Source organism: Salinigranum rubrum, from assembly GCF_002906575.1.
GTDB lineage: Archaea > Halobacteriota > Halobacteria > Halobacteriales > Haloferacaceae > Salinigranum > Salinigranum rubrum.
Window position 1 is genome coordinate 50,757 of record NZ_CP026312.1, and the last position, 15,633, is coordinate 66,389.

At 57.8% G+C, this 15,633-nt stretch carries 21 protein-coding genes and 1 pseudogene; 13 read left to right on the top strand and 9 right to left on the bottom strand.

Annotated elements, in window-relative coordinates; translation table 11 throughout:
- Window positions 1-76 precede the first annotated feature (76 nt).
- Entirely contained in the window at window positions 77-892 is an 816-nt protein-coding gene (locus C2R22_RS23440) for a helix-turn-helix transcriptional regulator (protein ID WP_103428178.1), read from the top strand.
- Between the two features lie 57 nt (window positions 893-949).
- Here C2R22_RS23440 and C2R22_RS23445 read toward each other — a convergent pair whose 3' ends face one another.
- From C2R22_RS23445 to C2R22_RS23470, 6 genes are all read right to left on the bottom strand, one after another.
- Window positions 950-1,630: a hypothetical protein gene (locus C2R22_RS23445; RefSeq protein ID WP_103428179.1), complete on the bottom strand. Its 681-nt coding sequence runs from the start codon at window positions 1,628-1,630 to the stop codon at window positions 950-952.
- Window positions 1,631-1,704: 74 nt separating this feature from the next.
- Window positions 1,705-2,148, bottom strand: a complete 444-nt coding sequence (locus C2R22_RS23450; RefSeq protein ID WP_103428180.1) for a hypothetical protein — start codon at window positions 2,146-2,148, stop codon at window positions 1,705-1,707.
- 297 nt (window positions 2,149-2,445) lie between these two features.
- Window positions 2,446-3,276 (bottom strand): IS5 family transposase, encoded by an 831-nt coding sequence (locus C2R22_RS23455; RefSeq protein ID WP_103428181.1) that lies wholly within the window; start codon window positions 3,274-3,276, stop codon window positions 2,446-2,448.
- Window positions 3,277-3,482: 206 nt separating this feature from the next.
- A complete protein-coding gene (locus tag C2R22_RS23460; RefSeq protein ID WP_103428247.1) occupies window positions 3,483-4,016 on the bottom strand; it encodes an SRPBCC family protein in 534 nt (177 codons plus the stop codon).
- A 29-nt stretch (window positions 4,017-4,045) separates the two neighbouring features.
- Window positions 4,046-4,345: a hypothetical protein gene (locus tag C2R22_RS26750; RefSeq protein ID WP_245903118.1), complete on the bottom strand. Its 300-nt coding sequence runs from the start codon at window positions 4,343-4,345 to the stop codon at window positions 4,046-4,048.
- A gap of 136 nt (window positions 4,346-4,481) precedes the next feature.
- Window positions 4,482-5,054, bottom strand: a complete 573-nt coding sequence (locus tag C2R22_RS23470) for a DoxX family protein (RefSeq protein ID WP_103428182.1) — start codon at window positions 5,052-5,054, stop codon at window positions 4,482-4,484.
- A 388-nt stretch (window positions 5,055-5,442) separates the two neighbouring features.
- On the opposite strand from C2R22_RS23470, the gene C2R22_RS23475 reads away from it, so the two are divergent.
- The 8 genes from C2R22_RS23475 to C2R22_RS23510 all read left to right on the top strand — a co-directional run bounded on the left by C2R22_RS23475 (window position 5,443) and on the right by C2R22_RS23510 (window position 10,993).
- The gene (locus C2R22_RS23475) at window positions 5,443-6,846 is read left to right on the top strand and encodes a permease (protein ID WP_103428183.1); all 1,404 of its coding nucleotides are present in this window, start codon (window positions 5,443-5,445) and stop codon (window positions 6,844-6,846) included.
- Between the two features lie 132 nt (window positions 6,847-6,978).
- Window positions 6,979-7,572: a helix-turn-helix transcriptional regulator gene (locus tag C2R22_RS23480; RefSeq protein ID WP_103428184.1), complete on the top strand. Its 594-nt coding sequence runs from the start codon at window positions 6,979-6,981 to the stop codon at window positions 7,570-7,572.
- A 179-nt stretch (window positions 7,573-7,751) separates the two neighbouring features.
- Complete coding sequence (locus tag C2R22_RS23485; RefSeq protein WP_103428185.1) at window positions 7,752-8,048, top strand: hypothetical protein; 297 nt, start codon at window positions 7,752-7,754, stop codon at window positions 8,046-8,048.
- Window positions 8,049-8,106: 58 nt separating this feature from the next.
- Complete coding sequence (locus tag C2R22_RS23490; RefSeq protein WP_103428186.1) at window positions 8,107-8,466, top strand: SHOCT domain-containing protein; 360 nt, start codon at window positions 8,107-8,109, stop codon at window positions 8,464-8,466.
- Between the two features lie 524 nt (window positions 8,467-8,990).
- Window positions 8,991-9,410 carry a DUF302 domain-containing protein gene (locus C2R22_RS23495; RefSeq protein WP_103428187.1) on the top strand — a complete coding sequence of 140 codons (420 nt, stop codon included), beginning with the start codon at window positions 8,991-8,993 and terminating at the stop codon, window positions 9,408-9,410.
- A gap of 2 nt (window positions 9,411-9,412) precedes the next feature.
- A complete protein-coding gene (locus tag C2R22_RS23500) occupies window positions 9,413-9,766 on the top strand; it encodes an SHOCT domain-containing protein (protein WP_103428188.1) in 354 nt (117 codons plus the stop codon).
- 123 nt (window positions 9,767-9,889) lie between these two features.
- Window positions 9,890-10,198 carry a thioredoxin family protein gene (locus C2R22_RS23505; protein WP_103428189.1) on the top strand — a complete coding sequence of 103 codons (309 nt, stop codon included), beginning with the start codon at window positions 9,890-9,892 and terminating at the stop codon, window positions 10,196-10,198.
- Window positions 10,199-10,219: 21 nt separating this feature from the next.
- Window positions 10,220-10,993 carry a plastocyanin/azurin family copper-binding protein gene (locus tag C2R22_RS23510; protein WP_173862849.1) on the top strand — a complete coding sequence of 258 codons (774 nt, stop codon included), beginning with the start codon at window positions 10,220-10,222 and terminating at the stop codon, window positions 10,991-10,993.
- On the opposite strand, the gene C2R22_RS23515 is transcribed toward C2R22_RS23510, so the two are convergent.
- Window positions 10,974-11,390, bottom strand: coding sequence for a hypothetical protein (locus tag C2R22_RS23515; protein ID WP_103428191.1), 417 nt, complete (start codon window positions 11,388-11,390; stop codon window positions 10,974-10,976). The genes C2R22_RS23510 and C2R22_RS23515 overlap by 20 nt on opposite strands.
- Before the next feature lie 33 nt (window positions 11,391-11,423).
- Here C2R22_RS23515 and C2R22_RS25460 point away from each other — a divergent pair, with 33 nt between their 5' ends.
- Together C2R22_RS25460 and C2R22_RS23520 are read left to right on the top strand one after the other, a co-directional pair.
- Window positions 11,424-11,594 carry a cupredoxin domain-containing protein gene (locus tag C2R22_RS25460; protein ID WP_162562648.1) on the top strand — a complete coding sequence of 57 codons (171 nt, stop codon included), beginning with the start codon at window positions 11,424-11,426 and terminating at the stop codon, window positions 11,592-11,594.
- Between the two features lie 157 nt (window positions 11,595-11,751).
- Window positions 11,752-12,701, top strand: a pseudogene (locus C2R22_RS23520) (cation diffusion facilitator family transporter).
- Between the two features lie 56 nt (window positions 12,702-12,757).
- Here C2R22_RS23520 and C2R22_RS23525 read toward each other — a convergent pair.
- Entirely contained in the window at window positions 12,758-13,171 is a 414-nt protein-coding gene (locus tag C2R22_RS23525) for a CopG family ribbon-helix-helix protein (RefSeq protein WP_103428192.1), read from the bottom strand.
- 103 nt (window positions 13,172-13,274) lie between these two features.
- Here C2R22_RS23525 and C2R22_RS23530 point away from each other — a divergent pair, with 103 nt between their 5' ends.
- Window positions 13,275-14,063 (top strand): hypothetical protein, encoded by a 789-nt coding sequence (locus C2R22_RS23530; protein ID WP_103428193.1) that lies wholly within the window; start codon window positions 13,275-13,277, stop codon window positions 14,061-14,063.
- A gap of 168 nt (window positions 14,064-14,231) precedes the next feature.
- Window positions 14,232-14,648 (top strand): hypothetical protein, encoded by a 417-nt coding sequence (locus C2R22_RS25465; RefSeq protein WP_162562649.1) that lies wholly within the window; start codon window positions 14,232-14,234, stop codon window positions 14,646-14,648.
- A gap of 542 nt (window positions 14,649-15,190) precedes the next feature.
- Here C2R22_RS25465 and C2R22_RS25470 read toward each other — a convergent pair.
- Window positions 15,191-15,580 carry a hypothetical protein gene (locus tag C2R22_RS25470; RefSeq protein ID WP_162562650.1) on the bottom strand — a complete coding sequence of 130 codons (390 nt, stop codon included), beginning with the start codon at window positions 15,578-15,580 and terminating at the stop codon, window positions 15,191-15,193.
- Between the last annotated feature and the right edge of the window lie 53 nt (window positions 15,581-15,633).

The following is a 15,633-nucleotide window of genomic DNA, read 5'->3' on the forward strand; positions in this document are numbered from 1 at the left end:
CTCGATGAAATCGAATCCGCGTGACGTCCACACTAAACGAATGAACGCTTTTCAACGGTCGGACCCAAGTCCAGTTATGGCGGGAGGAGATGGCGACCGTACCCCACGCGACGATCTCGATCATCTCTCCCGGTCCCCTCACCGCGCTCGGGTCATCCAACTCTTTGCGCAAGACGACCGGACTCGACGGGAACTCCACGAGGAGACGGACATTCCTCAGCCGACGCTCGGGCGTATCCTGGGCTCGTTTCAGGATCGAGGCTGGCTCATGCGGGACAGCGAGACGTACTCGCTCACGGTCCGGGGTGAGCTGGTCGCGAGCGGATTCGCCGACCTCCTCGAGATCATCGAGACCGTCCAGCGGCTTCCGTCCGACGGGCACTTCGAGCCGATCTTCGACCTCGGATTCGACCCGGAGTGGCTCGCGCACGTCGATGTGGCCGACAGCGATAGTGAAATCGACTGGTACGGCCATCTTCGGGACGTACACGATTCCGTCGGGACGGTCGAAAACGTCCGGGAGATCGCTCCAAGTCTGTTGCCCGGGATGCCGAAATTGCTCGTCGAACAACTCCGCACGAACGAGTTCAGTATCGAATCGATCTTTTTTCGGGAGTCGTTCGAGGCCTACGTTGCCGACCCCGAGAACCGGTCGATCGTCGCCGACATGCTCCGCACCGGGAATGCCCGAGTGCATCTCACGAATGAGTCGATCCGGTACTACATCGCGCGTCACGGCGATCGAGCCGTCTTCGATATCCCCTCCGACGGTGGGGGGTCAGTCGTCCGGTTCACGACCGATCAGCAAGCGGTCGTCCACTGGGTTGATGCGACCGTCGACGAGTTCCGTGATCGGGCGGATACAGTGACGGTCGAGGACCTCACCGAGTGATCCGTCGTGCGTGCCGTTGCTGCGTCGACAGAATCGTCGAGACGAATCGTCCGCATTCTAGTCGGCGCTCGTGGTCTCGCTAGCGGATCGAAGCGCGCCCCAGCCAGCAAGGAACCGGCGACCGATCCATATCGACCAGAGGAGGGTGCCCGTGAGCTGGACGATCGAACCGAGACCAAATCCAGGATGCCCGACGCCGCCGATCAGCAGACTGGACTGCAACAGGACCATACCACTCCCGGCCACGATGCCCGCGACGGCGACCCGCCGATCGAAGGCCTTCGCGAGTAGCTCCTGCCCACTCACGGCGAGCAGCCAGATACCGACGACGAGGCTTCCGATTCGTTGTCCGGCAAGAAAGGCCCCCGCTGTTCCAACTGGGGCGCCCAGGTCGTTCGCGGCGAGTCCAACCCCCGCGACAACCGAGACGCCGATTCCGGCGACTCCAAGGGCGAAGACCGCCCTACTGACCGCCGGGGCGGTCGGGCGATAGATTCGGTAGAGGATCCAAGCCACGACCACGAGTGGGAGTTTGTAGACCAGCGAACCGAGATCCGAAAGCGGAGCATAAATGCCGCCGCTCGTCAGGAAAAGAATGCCGAATATCCACGAGAGAACCAGCCCTGTTAGGCTCAGAAGGGCTGCCCGTCCGGCGTTCCGAAGCGACGACTCTGTAGGGGTCTCGTCAGTACGAAATGGTTCTGCTACTTCTTTACGGGTATCGTCGGTTTCTATCATTTCCGGGAGTGTCTTCGAACGAAGGTGGGCACCGAGCACGCCTCGTGCCGAAGCAGGTCGAAGTCCCACTGGGATTACTGCGGATCCTCCGCTCCGCGGGCACTTCTCTGGCGTACCTCGTCCGTGGTGCCACGCTCCCGCAACGCGAGGACGGCTACCACGATTAGAACGACCGCGTACAGCCCCTGAGCGAGCGGTCCGAGGACGAAGCCGATGGCCGGGCCGTCGGACGGGAGGGGACCGAGCAGCCCCGCCATGAGGATGCCGGTAAACGCGAGATAGAGGAGACCAGTAAGAGCCGATAGCCAGTATCCGACCGTGAGGTCCCGGCGGAGGGTTGCGTAGCCTACGATGCCAACGACTGTGACCCACAGCATCAGCTGTGACGCTCCAGTGGGGACGAACCCGGCTCCCTGGATGAACGTCTGATGTAAGAGTACGGCAAGGGCGATGAACCCGAGCAGGAGCGCTTTCGTGACTTCCGTCCACCAGTTCTTGACGGTGATTGCGTTAGTCATGACAGACCGACAATATAGACATCGCGTGAGTACATTATGATGCCGCTCGGTAGAATTTCACCGGATGAAATCGAGCTTGTGGGGCCAATGCCCGTCGCCAATGGGGGACAGAGCACGACCCAACAGGGGATCTAGAAGTTCAAATTCGAAGTGAAAATATTAATCGCCCACATTCGGGAACGACCGTTCAGACACATAGCGTATGCAGCATATCTGACTCTCCCACCATTGGCGTTGGGCTCAACCAGTGCTGCATATGCGCCCTGGGCCTTGTTTAGGCGCTCGAAATCGCATGTTTCAGGCGGTGAGAGACTGTTCAATGTTTCTGACAGCTGCCTTTAGGACGATCTCTCGGAACTGCCCGAACCACGTTCTGGCTTTAACTGTTGAGCCGAATCGCTTGCGAAGCGCGAAAAATATCGATTCGACGACAGACCGTTGATGGTACGTTTTATCATCAATCCGAACATTGTGAGCGGCATCAAGTGAGTAGAATTCTCGGTGCTTGATCACTGGTCTAACACCTTCATCCCGCAGCATATGACGAAGTTTGTCCCAGTCGAAGCCTTTGTCAGCGACCACAGTTCCCAAACGATCGAGATTTCTCGTGAGGACTTGCCACGCGATTTGTGTGTCGTGTGGAAGATTCATCGAGCAGTGAACGTCGAGGATCGCTCTTGTCGAGCAATCCACGAGAAGCGTGGTTTTCACCGACTCAAACGTTCCTTTGACACGTTTCGCGTAGTTGTGGCTGGACGAGCGATGAGCGATGCTGGTGGAGTCGATAGCCTGAATCTCTCCAGTATCAAACAAGTCTACCGACAGCCGCAACAGCACCCGCCAGACCCGCATCTTCAGCGCCTGCTTCCGGGCACAGACCGTGGTGAAGTCCGGTAATTCCTCGACCGACAGCCCGAGCTTCTCCACGATATCAGGCATTTCACGGAGGATATCGAGGAGTCGGCGGTACGGAAGGTCGAGATATTCACGAAGTCCGTGAATCGCAACGATCACCCAATCGGCGTAGCCACCTTTTCCTTTTCTGAGAGGTGGCTGAGGATCGCATCCGACAGCTTTTTGAGATAATTGGACACATCGTTCGGTGAAGCGAGCCAGTTTGGAGTGCACACCCGACTGTGCTCGCTTCAGTTCCTAGAAATTCCGGTTCTTAGGCAATATTACTAGCGTCTAAACACGGCCTGCGCCCTGTATGCAGCAGGCCCTCTGAAACCTATCACTGTCCGAGGGTTTCAACAAAGCCGTAGAATACGGTTTCAAAGACGCTGAGCCTCGAAGTTTGTTCGCGTCGGTGAGCCGGTCGAAGCCTGATTCTGCTATGGACCCTCGTCCGTCGGTATTGGCGGCTCATGGACTGTCGACTCGATGCGTTCCTTGAAGAAGACGAGTTCCTTGTTGGTGTGGTCGTAGAGCTTGGCCTTCCCGTCGAGAACAGTGGTGAAGAGCTGCTTTAGCAGCTGGCCCCGACGGTTGTTCGGGAAGTCCATCCAGACGGCGTGTGACATCCGAGTCCCGTCCTCGGTTTCTTCGAGTCGAATGGTGCCACCCTCTGGAATACGAACGGTGACGAGTCCGCGAAGGACCGGATAATACGCCGTTCCAGTCCAGACCGCCACGTGTGGATGATCGATGTACTGAAATCGGCCGTGCAGGTCGGCGTACATCCCGGCGACCTCTTCGCGCTGCTGGAATGTTGCACCCTCACGTGGGCGATTGTCGGGCGTGTCGTATTCGAGTCCGTAGTGCTCCTCGGGGTTCGATGCCGTCCAATGGACGGGGTCAGTTACGTAGTCCCAGATCTCCTCGGGCGATGCGTCGATGACGATTTCGGCTTTGTCGGTGACGTACATGGTGGTCTCTCTACTCTCTCTTTCTTCTCTCACCGTGCGAACGCGTTGTACAACCACGCGAAGGCGTACACGAGAACGAAGCTAATGACAGCTGCCTCGACCATGCCCGCCACCGTCCCGACGACGGTCGGCTCGAAGAACAGGTGCCACTGTTCCATCATCGCTACCGCACCCTCGTACACTCCGACAGCACCGAAGACACCGAGCAGTAGCATCACGGCTGCTGCGACGACCGCCCCGGATGCCCCGAGCGCAATCGCGTTCAGTTCTCGGACTACATCCTCAGCTTGGTCAGTACGGTTTGCGGTGTTGCTGGTAGTCGTGCTCATGTCTAGTGATACGTCGGCATCATTCAATGCGATTGTCGTTACGATTCGAAAGCGAACGCCCGTCGAAGGGGATCACCGACGTTTCGTCGACATACGAAAACGGTACAGGAGGACGTTTTCGAGGCTTCCTTTCGAATCACCCGAGCAAGTACCGGAGCCACGGATTGGACTGCACGATCTCGAGGTCTTCGAGATAGGCATCCAGCCCGAGAATCCGCCCAGCACCGAACGCACCCAGCCCGAACAGGAGGACGGCGTACACGATGTGGTCGTCGACGACCCACCCGTGGGCGACAGGAAGCCCTGCCAGAAGCCCGCCGGTCAGCGACGCGAGCCAGTAGAACAGCATCATCACCGCACCCCAGAAGGCGCTCCAACGGACGAACGCACCCAGAATAAGTGCGAGTCCGGTCAACGTGAGCCCCCACATATTCAGCTGGTCGATGAGGGGGTTACCGGCCATACTCCCCCAGAACCCCATCAGCGGATTACCTTCCGGGACGGCGTTCATCAGGAAGCCAGCGGCAGTCCAGTTGTTCTCCGGGTTGGCGTCCAGATACGTGACGAGCTTCGTGACGCCGCCCTGGAAGAGCGTCCACCCCATCACGATCCGAAGGAGGAACAGTGAGTATCCGACCCAGTGCTCGGAGTAGTCGAACGTGACGGGACGGCCCCAGATTTCCGTTTCGAGGGTTTCTGTCGTTGCCATAGTGCAGCTATAATGATTCATTCATAATTTATTACGATTGTGCTTATTAAGGGGCGGATATCAGGGCGAGAAATCTTCGAATCGAAACCGACCGATGAGTATGGTCGCTTCTCCCGAATTGCTGGTCTGCTCAATCCGATGGGATGGTGTATTCCCGTATACACGCTCGCTCTCTCTGAGTAACCGGGAGTTCGTGGGGCGGCGGTTTCAGACAGCATTTAGACTCAAACAGTGAACCGCATACGCTCCCCTCGCAGTCGTTTGGCCCCGTGGGAGGCGGCGAACCCGGACGAAGCCAGTTCACGATTTAGATTCTATGAGTAAGTGACGCCCCTGTTTTTGATTTGTAAGAGCAATCGACAAAGATGATGCCTGCGATGGTGTACATATGCAGGCCGCGCTCGTCGAGGGGGTTCTCGAATCGCTGCGGATCGGTATCGGGTTTCTCTGGACAGCCGCGTGGGCGATTATTATGGGGCTCGTCATCACGAGCCTCGTGCAGGTCTACGTCTCGAAGGAACGGATGGCCAACGTTCTCGGAGAAGGGAACCTGAGTGGACTCACAAAGGCGACGCTGTTCGGCGCTGCGAGTAGTGGCTGTAGCTTCGGGGCCGTCGCCATCGGGAAGGGACTGTTCAAGAAAGGCGCGCACACGGTGAACTTCCTCGCGTTCATGTTCGCGTCGACGAACCTCATCGTCGAGCTCGGACTGATGATTCTGATTCTCCTCGGGTGGGAGTTCCTCGTCGCGGAGCTCCTCGGTGGCATCATCCTCATCGCGGTGATGGCGCTTCTCGTCCATCTGACGCTCCCAGAGAATCTCTTCGATCAAGTTCGCCAGGAACTGAACCAGCGAGACGACGAGGGGGGAATCACCGAGGATCCGACCTGCGGGATGGAAGGGAAAAACGAGTACTCGCTTACGACCGATGGGGGCGAGACGCTGAAGTTCTGCTCGAAGGGTTGTATGGAAACCTACGAGCAGGAGGCCGCCAGTAGCGGCGGGTGGCGCGACGAACTCCTCTCGTGGGGTGGGTGGTACAAGATCGGGAATCAGTACCGCAAGGAGTGGTCGATGATCTGGAAGGACATCATCGCCGGCTTTCTGATCTCGGGGTTCGTCATCGTGTTCGTGCCACAATGGGTGTGGAACTCGCTCTTCCTGCAGGGTGAGGGATTGCTCGTCAGCGCGGAGAACGCGATCATGGGTGTCACAATCGCCGTCCTCAGTTTCGTCGGGAGCATGGGGAACGTCCCGTTCGCCGTCGCGCTGTGGGGTGGTGGTATCAGCTTCGCGGGCGTCATCGCGTTCGTCTACGCCGACCTCATCACGATTCCCGTCCTCAACGTCTATCGGAAGTACTACGGCTGGAAGGTGATGCTGTACATTCTCGGCGTATTCTTCGTGACGATGGCCTTCACCGGCTTTCTCATGGAGGAACTGTTCAACGTCCTCGGCATCGTTCCGAATCTCGCCGGCGGGCAGACCGCGTCCGAACAGACGTACTTCGAACTCAACTACACGTTCTATCTCAACATCATCGCGTTCGCGCTCTCCGGGTTCCTCCTCTACGTCTATCGTCGAGGATTGGGTGCTCCCGGCCAATACCGCGACCCCGTCTGTGGGATGCGGACCGACGATAGCGGGCCGAGTCTCACCCACGACGACGAGACGTACTACTTCTGCTCGAAGCGATGCAAGCGGTCGTTCGAGCATCGACCCTCCGAATTTGCACATCAACACCCGGAGGTCTCTGGGGCGGGGACGTCCCAGAGTCATGAACACCACTGACCGCCATGTCTCGATACATCGTCCCGAAATCAAGCAGCCCCGAGACTAACCTCGATCAATCACAACTGGTACAGCGAAGTCTCACCAACTCTCGGGCATGAACGAGTATCACGCTAGATCGAGGTGGGAGGGATGAATCGACGGCGAGCCGATACGGTGGTCGGTTTCCTCGTCGCTGCCGTTCTCATCGTCGGCGGTGCGCTCAGCTGGGATGCGTACCAGCAACAGCAAGCATTCGAGGAGATGGGATCGATGATGGGGATGTCGATGGGGGCGGTTCACGGAACGAATCCGCTCTGGTACGTCCTCGGAACCCTCCTCGTCTCGGCGGTCATCGGTGGGGGGTATCTCGTGGTTCGGGACGACCTCACCGGCACAAATGCACCCGACCGCTCACAGGACGAGCTGGCGAGCGCAACCGCTCGCGAGAGCGCCGAATCACCAGAGGGGGCAGTGCAGCCGAACGGAGCTATCAATCCGGAGTCCCAGCCACAGACTCGCGTGTTAGACCTCCTACCGGAAGACGAACGCCGCATCCTCGAGCCGGTGCTCTCCTCGCCCGGCATCACGCAGATCGAACTGCGGGATCGCTCGGACTTCTCGAAGAGCAAGGTAAGCCAGACGGTCAGTGCCCTGGAAAAGCGTGGGTTGCTGTATCGCGAGCGACAAGGACGGACGTATCGGATCTACCCGAGCGACGATCTGCATCAGAACCAGGAGCATTGATCACCGGTACAGCGTCCGAGGAGGGAGCCGAGTACCGACGAATTCGGCACGGATGAACGATTCTATCCCTGAAAAACGATTAGAACGCCCTATACACGTTCTCGGACGTTCTCCTGCGCGGGTTCATACCCATCGTGATAACTCCCGAGCGGTCCTACGACCAACCGAGGAGAAAGACAATGACCAACTTCGAACTCGGCCGCTGGCTGCTCGTGGCGCTCGCGATCATCGGACTCGCGGTTGCCGTTCCCGCGGTCAGCGCACACGGCACCGACACGGCTGCTGACGACACGCCCCCGTACAATGGGACTGCCGACGACTGGGCGGCCTGGATGGAGGCGCAGATGACCGAGCACATGGGCCCTGGTAGCGTCGAGTGGATGGAATCGCACATGGGTGTGACCGTCGACGAGATGGCCCAGGACATGGCTGACGACGACTACAACGGCGGGATGTACGGGCAGGGCCACTGCTGAGAGGCCCTGACCGTTTCGATCGCTTCGACAGAACACCGCGACTACCCAATACACGACAATGACGCAACTCACCACTAACCTCGGACGCACTGCTCGTCGACTAACAATATTCGCCGTCCCGCTGCTGGTCGCGACGACCGGCACGGCCGCCGCGATGGGCGGAGGCTACGGCGGCGGCATGATGGGGGGCGGCTGGGGCGGTATGGGCGGACTCGGCGGCTTCGGGATGCTCGGCGGCGGGATGTTCCTCTGGCCGCTCCTCCTGATCGGCCTCATCCTGTTACTCGTGTACGGAACTAACCGCGAGGAACCGTCCTCTGGGCAAGATACTGCACTCGCCGAACTCCGCAAGCGCTACGCGCGGGGTGAACTCTCGGACGAGGAGTTCGAGTCCCGTCGAAGCTCGCTCACACAGTGAGTCCTTCCACCCCTCACATGCTTTTCCGTGTCTCCCACGCGGATTCGTATCGCGGGCGTGGATTCGCAGGAGGACAGGACAACGAGAGAGTCCGCTTAAACGACGGAGCGATTTGCTGGGTCAGCAAACGGACTCGGCCGGTTATGCCTCCAGCAACCGTCCATAGTATTGTGAAGAAGGGGAACAGACACACAAAATATGACAAGGGATTGAACTACCCCGACGACAACGATCTCTCCGATCTATCAGGGATGACTCGAGCGATCTGAACAGAACTCGATCTGCGTCGACTCCAGTCACGGACTGACTCGAAACGCGCGCCACGACAAGACCGACCACCACCATAATGAACGACTCGCAACACACAGCCCGAATCGACTCACGAAAACAGCGCAGACAGGCTACTGAACGCCGGCGACTCCGTGCATTCACCGCCTCAGATGCGTCTGGCGGTGGTGGATTGACCAAAGAGGAAGCAACGAAGCTCATCACGAGCTTGGAAATCAAAAACACCCAATAGACCGATGACGTATACCATTACCACAACGATTGATGCACCGTTCGACGATGTCGTAACCGCAGCCACGACCGCACTACAGGACGAAGGGTTCGGACTCCTGTGTGACATCAACGTCAAAACAACCCTGAAGGAAAAACTCGATGTCGACGTCGACCAATACCGAATTCTCGGGGCGTGTAACCCTCCACTCGCCCACGAGGGGCTCACCGAAGAGCCAGAATTGGGGGCCCTGCTCCCGTGTAACGTCATCGTCTACGAGACAGATGGCGGTGACGTCGTCGTGAGCGCCGTCGACCCCCAACAACTGGTCGGAATCACGGAGAATCCAGACCTCGACGAGATCGCGGTTGACGTGCACGACCGATTCGAGCGCGTCATCGCGACGGTCTCAGACGAGTTGGGAACGGTCTCAGGGGTTGAGTAACGATGTCTTCATCGAATCAACTCGACACCACGACTATCGTCCTGCTCATCCTCGGGGCGATCATCGTCCTCCCCTTGCTCACGATGGGGATGGGGTTCGGCGGGATGATGGGCTACGGTGGAATGATGGGCGGATACGGGACGACCAGCGGCTGGTGGCCACTCGTCGGGATGCTCGTCCCATTGGTCTTCCTCCTCGTCCTGCTCGGTGGGGGATACCTCGTCTTCCGACGAGCGAATGAAAGCCAGACGTCTCGAAACCCCGCGATGGAGGAGCTGCGTATGGCGTACGCTCGTGGTGATCTCACCGAGGAAGAGTTCGAGACGCGTCAGAACAAGCTCGAACGCTCTGAGTAATCGGGTCGGCCACCAACTCCGGGGTTGCTTCCGCACGCTTCCTTGGAATCCGAAATATGTGGCCCTCACGGCTTTCGGACATAAATAGAAATGTGAAAAAATTACAATACTGTACTAGCTACTATGACCGAAGTACTCCTCTTCACGCAGGAGACCTGCGGGGCGTGTGCAACGCAGCGAGAGAAGAACGAGGGCATCGAGGACGCGTATCCGGACGTCGAGTTCCGCGAGGTCGACATCCAGACCGATCTGGAGACGGCCGAGAAGTACGGTGTCCGAAAGACGCCCACGACACTCGTGTACGCGAACGGAAATCAGACTGACGAGTTCATCGGCATCGTCGAGCGAGACGAACTGGAGGCGGCTATCGAACGCGCAGAGCAGCCATCCACCGGGCTCGCGCAACGGCTCGCCAGCATCGTCCGCAGATGACGGAAACCAAACAATCAGATAATGACCTACAGTAGACGCCAGTTTCTGGGAGCGCTCGAGGCCGGCACAGTCGCGACTGCGGGACTCACCCGACCAGTCGATGCACAGGAGACGCCCGTCGTCAGGATGGGGAACAACTACTTCGACCCGATCGGACTCCACGTCGACCCTGGCACGACCGTCCGTTTCGAGATAGCGGCCGGGGCACACTCAGCGACCGCCTACGAGAACCGGATTCCATCCAACGCCAGCGCATTCGATAGCGGGGTCATCTCGTCGGGAGCGTTCGAACACACGTTCGAAGAACCGGGCACGTACGACTACTACTGCATCCCGCACAAGTCGGTCGGGATGGTCGGTCGCATCGTCGTCGGCAGCCCCGGCGGGGCAGCCGAATCGAGTTCGATACCGGACGGCGGCGTGCCCGAGAGTGACGCAATCATCGAACAGGGCGCGATAGCGTATGGATCCAGCACCGGAGGAGATGAGAACTCCGGTGGCGGAATGATGGGCCCAGGGATGGGGTCTGGTCCTGGGATGATGAGCGGTCGAAACGGCGGTATGATGAACGGCCGGAGCGGTGGCTGGTTCGGCGGGCTGCCGTTCGTTGGCGGGGCACTCGGACTGCTCGGGCTGGTAGGTGGACTCCTCTACTGGGCACTGGGTCGGGAGGACTCACCTCCCGGGAATGGCGATTCTGCGACAGAAACCCTCCACCGCCGATACGCACGAGGCGAGATCGACGAAGCGGAGTTCGAGGAACGTCGCGCGAAACTCAGCCGCGAGGAGCCATGATAGCACTATCATGTCTCCGACAGTACAGCGGCGAAAGTTCCTGACGGCGCTTGGAGCTGGCATCGTCGGTCTCTCGGGATGCGTCGGGAATCTCCCTGGCAGTGGCGGCGGCGTCGACAGGACGATCTACGTCGGAGCCTACCACTGGGGCTTCGTCATCGTTGATGAATCCGGCGAGGAACAGGAACGTGTCAGCCTGCAACGGAACGATGTTCTTCGCGTCGTTTCGTTCAATACCCTCTCGAGTCAAGCCGTCCGGTCCCTTCCATCGTCGATCCGCGAGGCCCTCCCAGACCACGAAGCGCTCGAAGAGCGAAACGAGTAGCGTATCCCGCCTCCGGCCGACGGCGACTTTCACGCACTGCTGGAGGAAGCAAACGAACAGTACCCCGACCACAGCCTCGCGATCATGCCCTCCGGACAGGTTCACATGGGTGATGGCATGATGATGCACCCGGTCGCGCTCCCGCAGAGTGCCACCAGACCTGTTGTTCGTCAACTCGGGGCGACACGACGTGGTGATTACACGCTGAGCTGCCTGACCTACTGTGGCTACGGCCACCCCTACATGGAGATCGACGGCGGCATCGTCGTCACGTGACGGGTTTGACTGACCTGATCACTGACGAAAGTGAACCACGCAACTAGAGTAGAGATATTATTAACTCACATCGGAATTTTTGTTATTCATTTCGGAATTACCGCTCCATCTATGATATAGAGATTAATAAGAAGTGATCGGGTACGGAGTACCACGGATGTCTGACAAGGGTGGCGTCGCCCATCACGAGCACGCTAGCGATGAGAACGGACACTCGCATGATCACGACCACGGCGGATCAGCGAGCAGTCGCAAGCTAGCGCTGGTCTCCGGCATCAACCTCCTGGGGTTCGCCGCCGAACTCGCTGGAGGGCTCCTCTTTGGATCGGTCGCGCTCATCAGCGACGCCGTCCACATGCTGTTCGACGCGCTCGCGTACGTGATGGCGTTTACAGCCTCCTACGTCGCGGACCGATACGAGGGGTCAGAGTGGTGGTCGTACGGGCTCCATCGACTCGAACCGCTAGCTGCCTTCCTCAACGGTGTCTTGCTCATCCCGATGGTGGGATACATCCTCTGGGAATCCTATCAGCGTTTTCTCATTCCCATCGAGATTGGAACTGTACCAACACTTGTGATTGCACTTGGGGGTTAGCAGTGAATGTCGGCAGCGTGTTCATCCTCCAGGGTGGGGAGATGAGTCTCAACGAGAAGGGGGCGTTCTATCATCTACTCGGCGACGCCGGCGGGTCGGTCGCCGTCATCGTCTCCGTGGTCGTCGTCGAAGCCACCGGAATCACGATCATCGATCCGATTGCCGCTGCGCTCATCGCTGGCATCGTCCTGTGGTCGGCCGGGAAGGTTCTGCGTGGAAGCGGCGCAATCTTCTTCATGAAAACGCCGTTCGATCCCGAGCACGTCCGGGACGAGATCGAAGCCATCGACGGGGTCGACCACATTGATGACTGGCACGCGTGGCAGATCTGTAGTCAGATCACGGTCGCGACGGCACACGTCGAAACGTCGGTCGAGACGATGCGTGAAGCCGAGACAGTTACCAAGGAGATTCATCACGTCCTCGAGGAGTACGGGGTTGATCACGCGACCATCGAATTGAGCCCGGCATATGGTGACCGTCGGACTCATCTCAACTCCCACGTCCACTGACGAAACGAAAGCAGCCCGGGGAACGACTGCGGGCAGGTTGATACGGTTTCGAGTCGCTACTGGACGTGGTGTTTGGTCGTGTCGCTGTCGCGGATGACCATAATTTTCACTCGGTTGACCTCGTCGAAATCACGAAGTCGATAGCTCAGTTCTCGCACCCGTTCGACAGGGCCACGACAGAACAGGGATTCGAGGCACCATTCGCCCTGATGGGTGTGGCTCGTATTGAGGATGATGTCCTGGTACTCGTGCTGCACACCGTGCAGGTCTTCGATAACGTCCGGATGACGGTAGTCGAAGGCGACGAGCGCAACCACCTCCCCGGTCAACTCTTCAAGCCGGGAGTGAGCCTCGATGTACTCTTGCATCGCTTCACGAACTGCTCGCGACCGATTGTCGAGGCCTTCATCCTGCCATACTCGATCGAACTCCTCGACGACCGCATCCGGGATATTGAAACTCGTCCGCATGGACTAGTCGTTCGTCATCCTCGCACAAGAGTTCCGAGTATGACGGCTCCCCCGATTCGGTATTAACAACCGGTATAAGCGATCTTGCTCTCTTTTCGAGTACATGGCGAACGGCGTTCTCGGCCTCGCACTCGGGGCAAGTGTTCTCGGTCTCACTCACGGCCTCGCCCCGGGCCACGGGTGGGCAATTGCCGCGAGTTACGCGCTCGACAAACCGAATAAGTGGTTCTACGGCGCCGCATCGAGCCTCATCCTCGGTATCGGACATCTCATCAGTAGTATCGCGATGGTGGTCGTGTACTTCTGGGCGCTCTCGTATCTCGGGCTCACCCAGATTCCCTGGATGAACTACGTCGCCGGGACGCTACTCATCGCCCTCGGAATCTGGCAATATTTCAATGGACACGATCACACCGCACCAGATCACGGTGACGATCATAGTGACCACCACGAGCATGACGACCACGACCACGGTCACACCTACGACCACGGACATACCCACAGCGGCGACGAGAGCCGAGGGTGGATTGCTCGAGTTCGGTGGATAGTACCGTTTGTGGGCCAGTCCGATCATTCACACTCCCACGACCACCTCGAGGAGACATCGGATCGTGGGCTCTTCGGGATGGCAGCACTCGCGTTCGCTCTCGGTTTTACGCACAACGAGGAGTTCGACATCATCGCCATCTGTACCGGCTCGACCTACTGCCTCGAACTGATGCTCCTCTACTCGCTGGCCGTCATTACGTCACTCGTCGGTGTGACGCTGTTACTCGTGGCTGGCTACCAGCGCTACGAGGACCGGCTTGAAGACTACGCGGAGTATCTGCCAGCGTTCACGGCGGCAATCCTCATCGTGATGGGAGTCGGATTCGTTCTGGGCGTCTTCTAATGAGTCGTTCTGCGGGATTTCTCAACGTGGCACAGGACGGAACCTACAGACTGCCCTTATCCCATCGTTATTCAGATTGAAAATTAGTGGTTTGACTATACCGGCGACCTTGAGATTCAGTCTGGATGACCCGAAAGCATATAGCCACATGAGTAAAATTTTCGATATGTGAACGCCCTGAACAACCTCCACAAGGCAGGTAAGCCCCCTCGAATCGGCTATCGTAGGCTCTCTGCAATTTTGGGAGTTGTAACGCTAGTAACATTCGGGACTGAACGATTCCTGTACGAAACGGCTGGTCAATCACTTGGAGAACTACCTGCGTATGTGATGGGAGGTGTCCTCCTCGTCGTCGGGGCGAGTGCCTTCTATGCGTCAGTAAACGGTCAAGACATCAGAACGGCAGTTCTCCTCTCGTTAGGACCGGTTGGTGGGCTCTTGATGTATTTAATCGGGTATCACCTCGTATTGCCCCCGAGTACTGACTCTCCGACGTGGCTCATATTCCTCGCCTTTGCCGGGGGCTTCCTTGCGATTGGGACTATAGCACACCTCTGTGGTCGTTTAGCCCAAAGAGTGTTCTAAACCTGTTTGGAGCGTCCTCTTTCCGTTCTCCAGCAAGATTCATCGCCGTCACCGGCACGATATAGTCCCATCCGATATTCGTCTAAAGAGAGACCACCAGTTCTCCCAATTATCCAATTGTGCCGGTCTGCGGAAACCTACGACCACGAAGCCAGTATTCTATCGCCGTCAGAATGCCGTAGGCAACGAGATAGAGTGGTGCCCACACAAACCCAAAGAGGAACCCGGGCGGATCCCCTTGTCCACTTCCAATTGTTGTTACTGTTTGGTAGATGATTCGGTTAGTACCATGTGGAAAATCGCACCTAGTATGACAGAAAATACATACGTATAGACTATTCCGAGGGTCCAGACTATCGGAATGCAAACAAGGGTTCTGCATCCGAGGAAGAAGGACGTTCGTCTTCCTATTTTAATGAACGGCCAAAGATATGGGTCTCCCCAGACAAAAATTGTAATGAAGAGACCACCAAGTAGAGCAACGAAAGAAAAGCCGACCAGACGGTTTATGAGAAGTCGTCTCATGAGTTGATAATACAACACTAGTTATTTCCCACCTTTGAGAAATCAATTTCTCGGGTCGTCGTTGCTACTAATTCAGTGCCGTCACTACAGGGGCGGTCGGTTTCACTATCGAATTTCCCGTCCTGATTCGAATCTTGGAACACGATGATTTTCGCCATATGGGTTCCACGATACGTCTGGTCAAGCGGGATACGACCGCCATCAACCTCGATACTATCTTCATCTCCCCCTTGTTCAGTGGCTACGCCAGCGACACTTCCATCAACAAACCCGACGAAAAAGTACGTCGAATCAGTTGCAGGAATCGTCCCACCCCAAAGTAATTCACCAGCGTTCCAGAGTGCTAAGTCATTTACCGCATAAAAACTAACTGAAAGGTCTTCTGAGCATGTGACTGATTCTTCCAATAGCGGCAGTGACGGTGTTGATTCTCCACCCGGTTGCGCGGGGGAGGTACACC

Excerpts from the sequence above, each read along its gene's own strand:
- C2R22_RS23440 (WP_103428178.1), top strand. The coding sequence starts at position 77 with ATGGCGGGAGGAGATGGCGACCGTACCCCACGCGACGATCTCGATCAT.
- C2R22_RS23445 (WP_103428179.1), bottom strand. The coding sequence starts at position 1,630 with ATGATAGAAACCGACGATACCCGTAAAGAAGTAGCAGAACCATTTCGT.
- C2R22_RS23450 (WP_103428180.1), bottom strand. The coding sequence starts at position 2,148 with ATGACTAACGCAATCACCGTCAAGAACTGGTGGACGGAAGTCACGAAA.
- C2R22_RS23460 (WP_103428247.1), bottom strand. The coding sequence starts at position 4,016 with ATGTACGTCACCGACAAAGCCGAAATCGTCATCGACGCATCGCCCGAG.
- C2R22_RS26750 (WP_245903118.1), bottom strand. The coding sequence starts at position 4,345 with ATGAGCACGACTACCAGCAACACCGCAAACCGTACTGACCAAGCTGAG.
- C2R22_RS23470 (WP_103428182.1), bottom strand. The coding sequence starts at position 5,054 with ATGGCAACGACAGAAACCCTCGAAACGGAAATCTGGGGCCGTCCCGTC.
- C2R22_RS23475 (WP_103428183.1), top strand. The coding sequence starts at position 5,443 with ATGCAGGCCGCGCTCGTCGAGGGGGTTCTCGAATCGCTGCGGATCGGT.
- C2R22_RS23480 (WP_103428184.1), top strand. The coding sequence starts at position 6,979 with ATGAATCGACGGCGAGCCGATACGGTGGTCGGTTTCCTCGTCGCTGCC.
- C2R22_RS23485 (WP_103428185.1), top strand. The coding sequence starts at position 7,752 with ATGACCAACTTCGAACTCGGCCGCTGGCTGCTCGTGGCGCTCGCGATC.
- C2R22_RS23490 (WP_103428186.1), top strand. The coding sequence starts at position 8,107 with ATGACGCAACTCACCACTAACCTCGGACGCACTGCTCGTCGACTAACA.
- C2R22_RS23495 (WP_103428187.1), top strand. The coding sequence starts at position 8,991 with ATGACGTATACCATTACCACAACGATTGATGCACCGTTCGACGATGTC.
- C2R22_RS23500 (WP_103428188.1), top strand. The coding sequence starts at position 9,413 with ATGTCTTCATCGAATCAACTCGACACCACGACTATCGTCCTGCTCATC.
- C2R22_RS23505 (WP_103428189.1), top strand. The coding sequence starts at position 9,890 with ATGACCGAAGTACTCCTCTTCACGCAGGAGACCTGCGGGGCGTGTGCA.
- C2R22_RS23510 (WP_173862849.1), top strand. The coding sequence starts at position 10,220 with ATGACCTACAGTAGACGCCAGTTTCTGGGAGCGCTCGAGGCCGGCACA.
- C2R22_RS25460 (WP_162562648.1), top strand. The coding sequence starts at position 11,424 with ATGGGTGATGGCATGATGATGCACCCGGTCGCGCTCCCGCAGAGTGCC.
- C2R22_RS23525 (WP_103428192.1), bottom strand. The coding sequence starts at position 13,171 with ATGCGGACGAGTTTCAATATCCCGGATGCGGTCGTCGAGGAGTTCGAT.
- C2R22_RS23530 (WP_103428193.1), top strand. The coding sequence starts at position 13,275 with ATGGCGAACGGCGTTCTCGGCCTCGCACTCGGGGCAAGTGTTCTCGGT.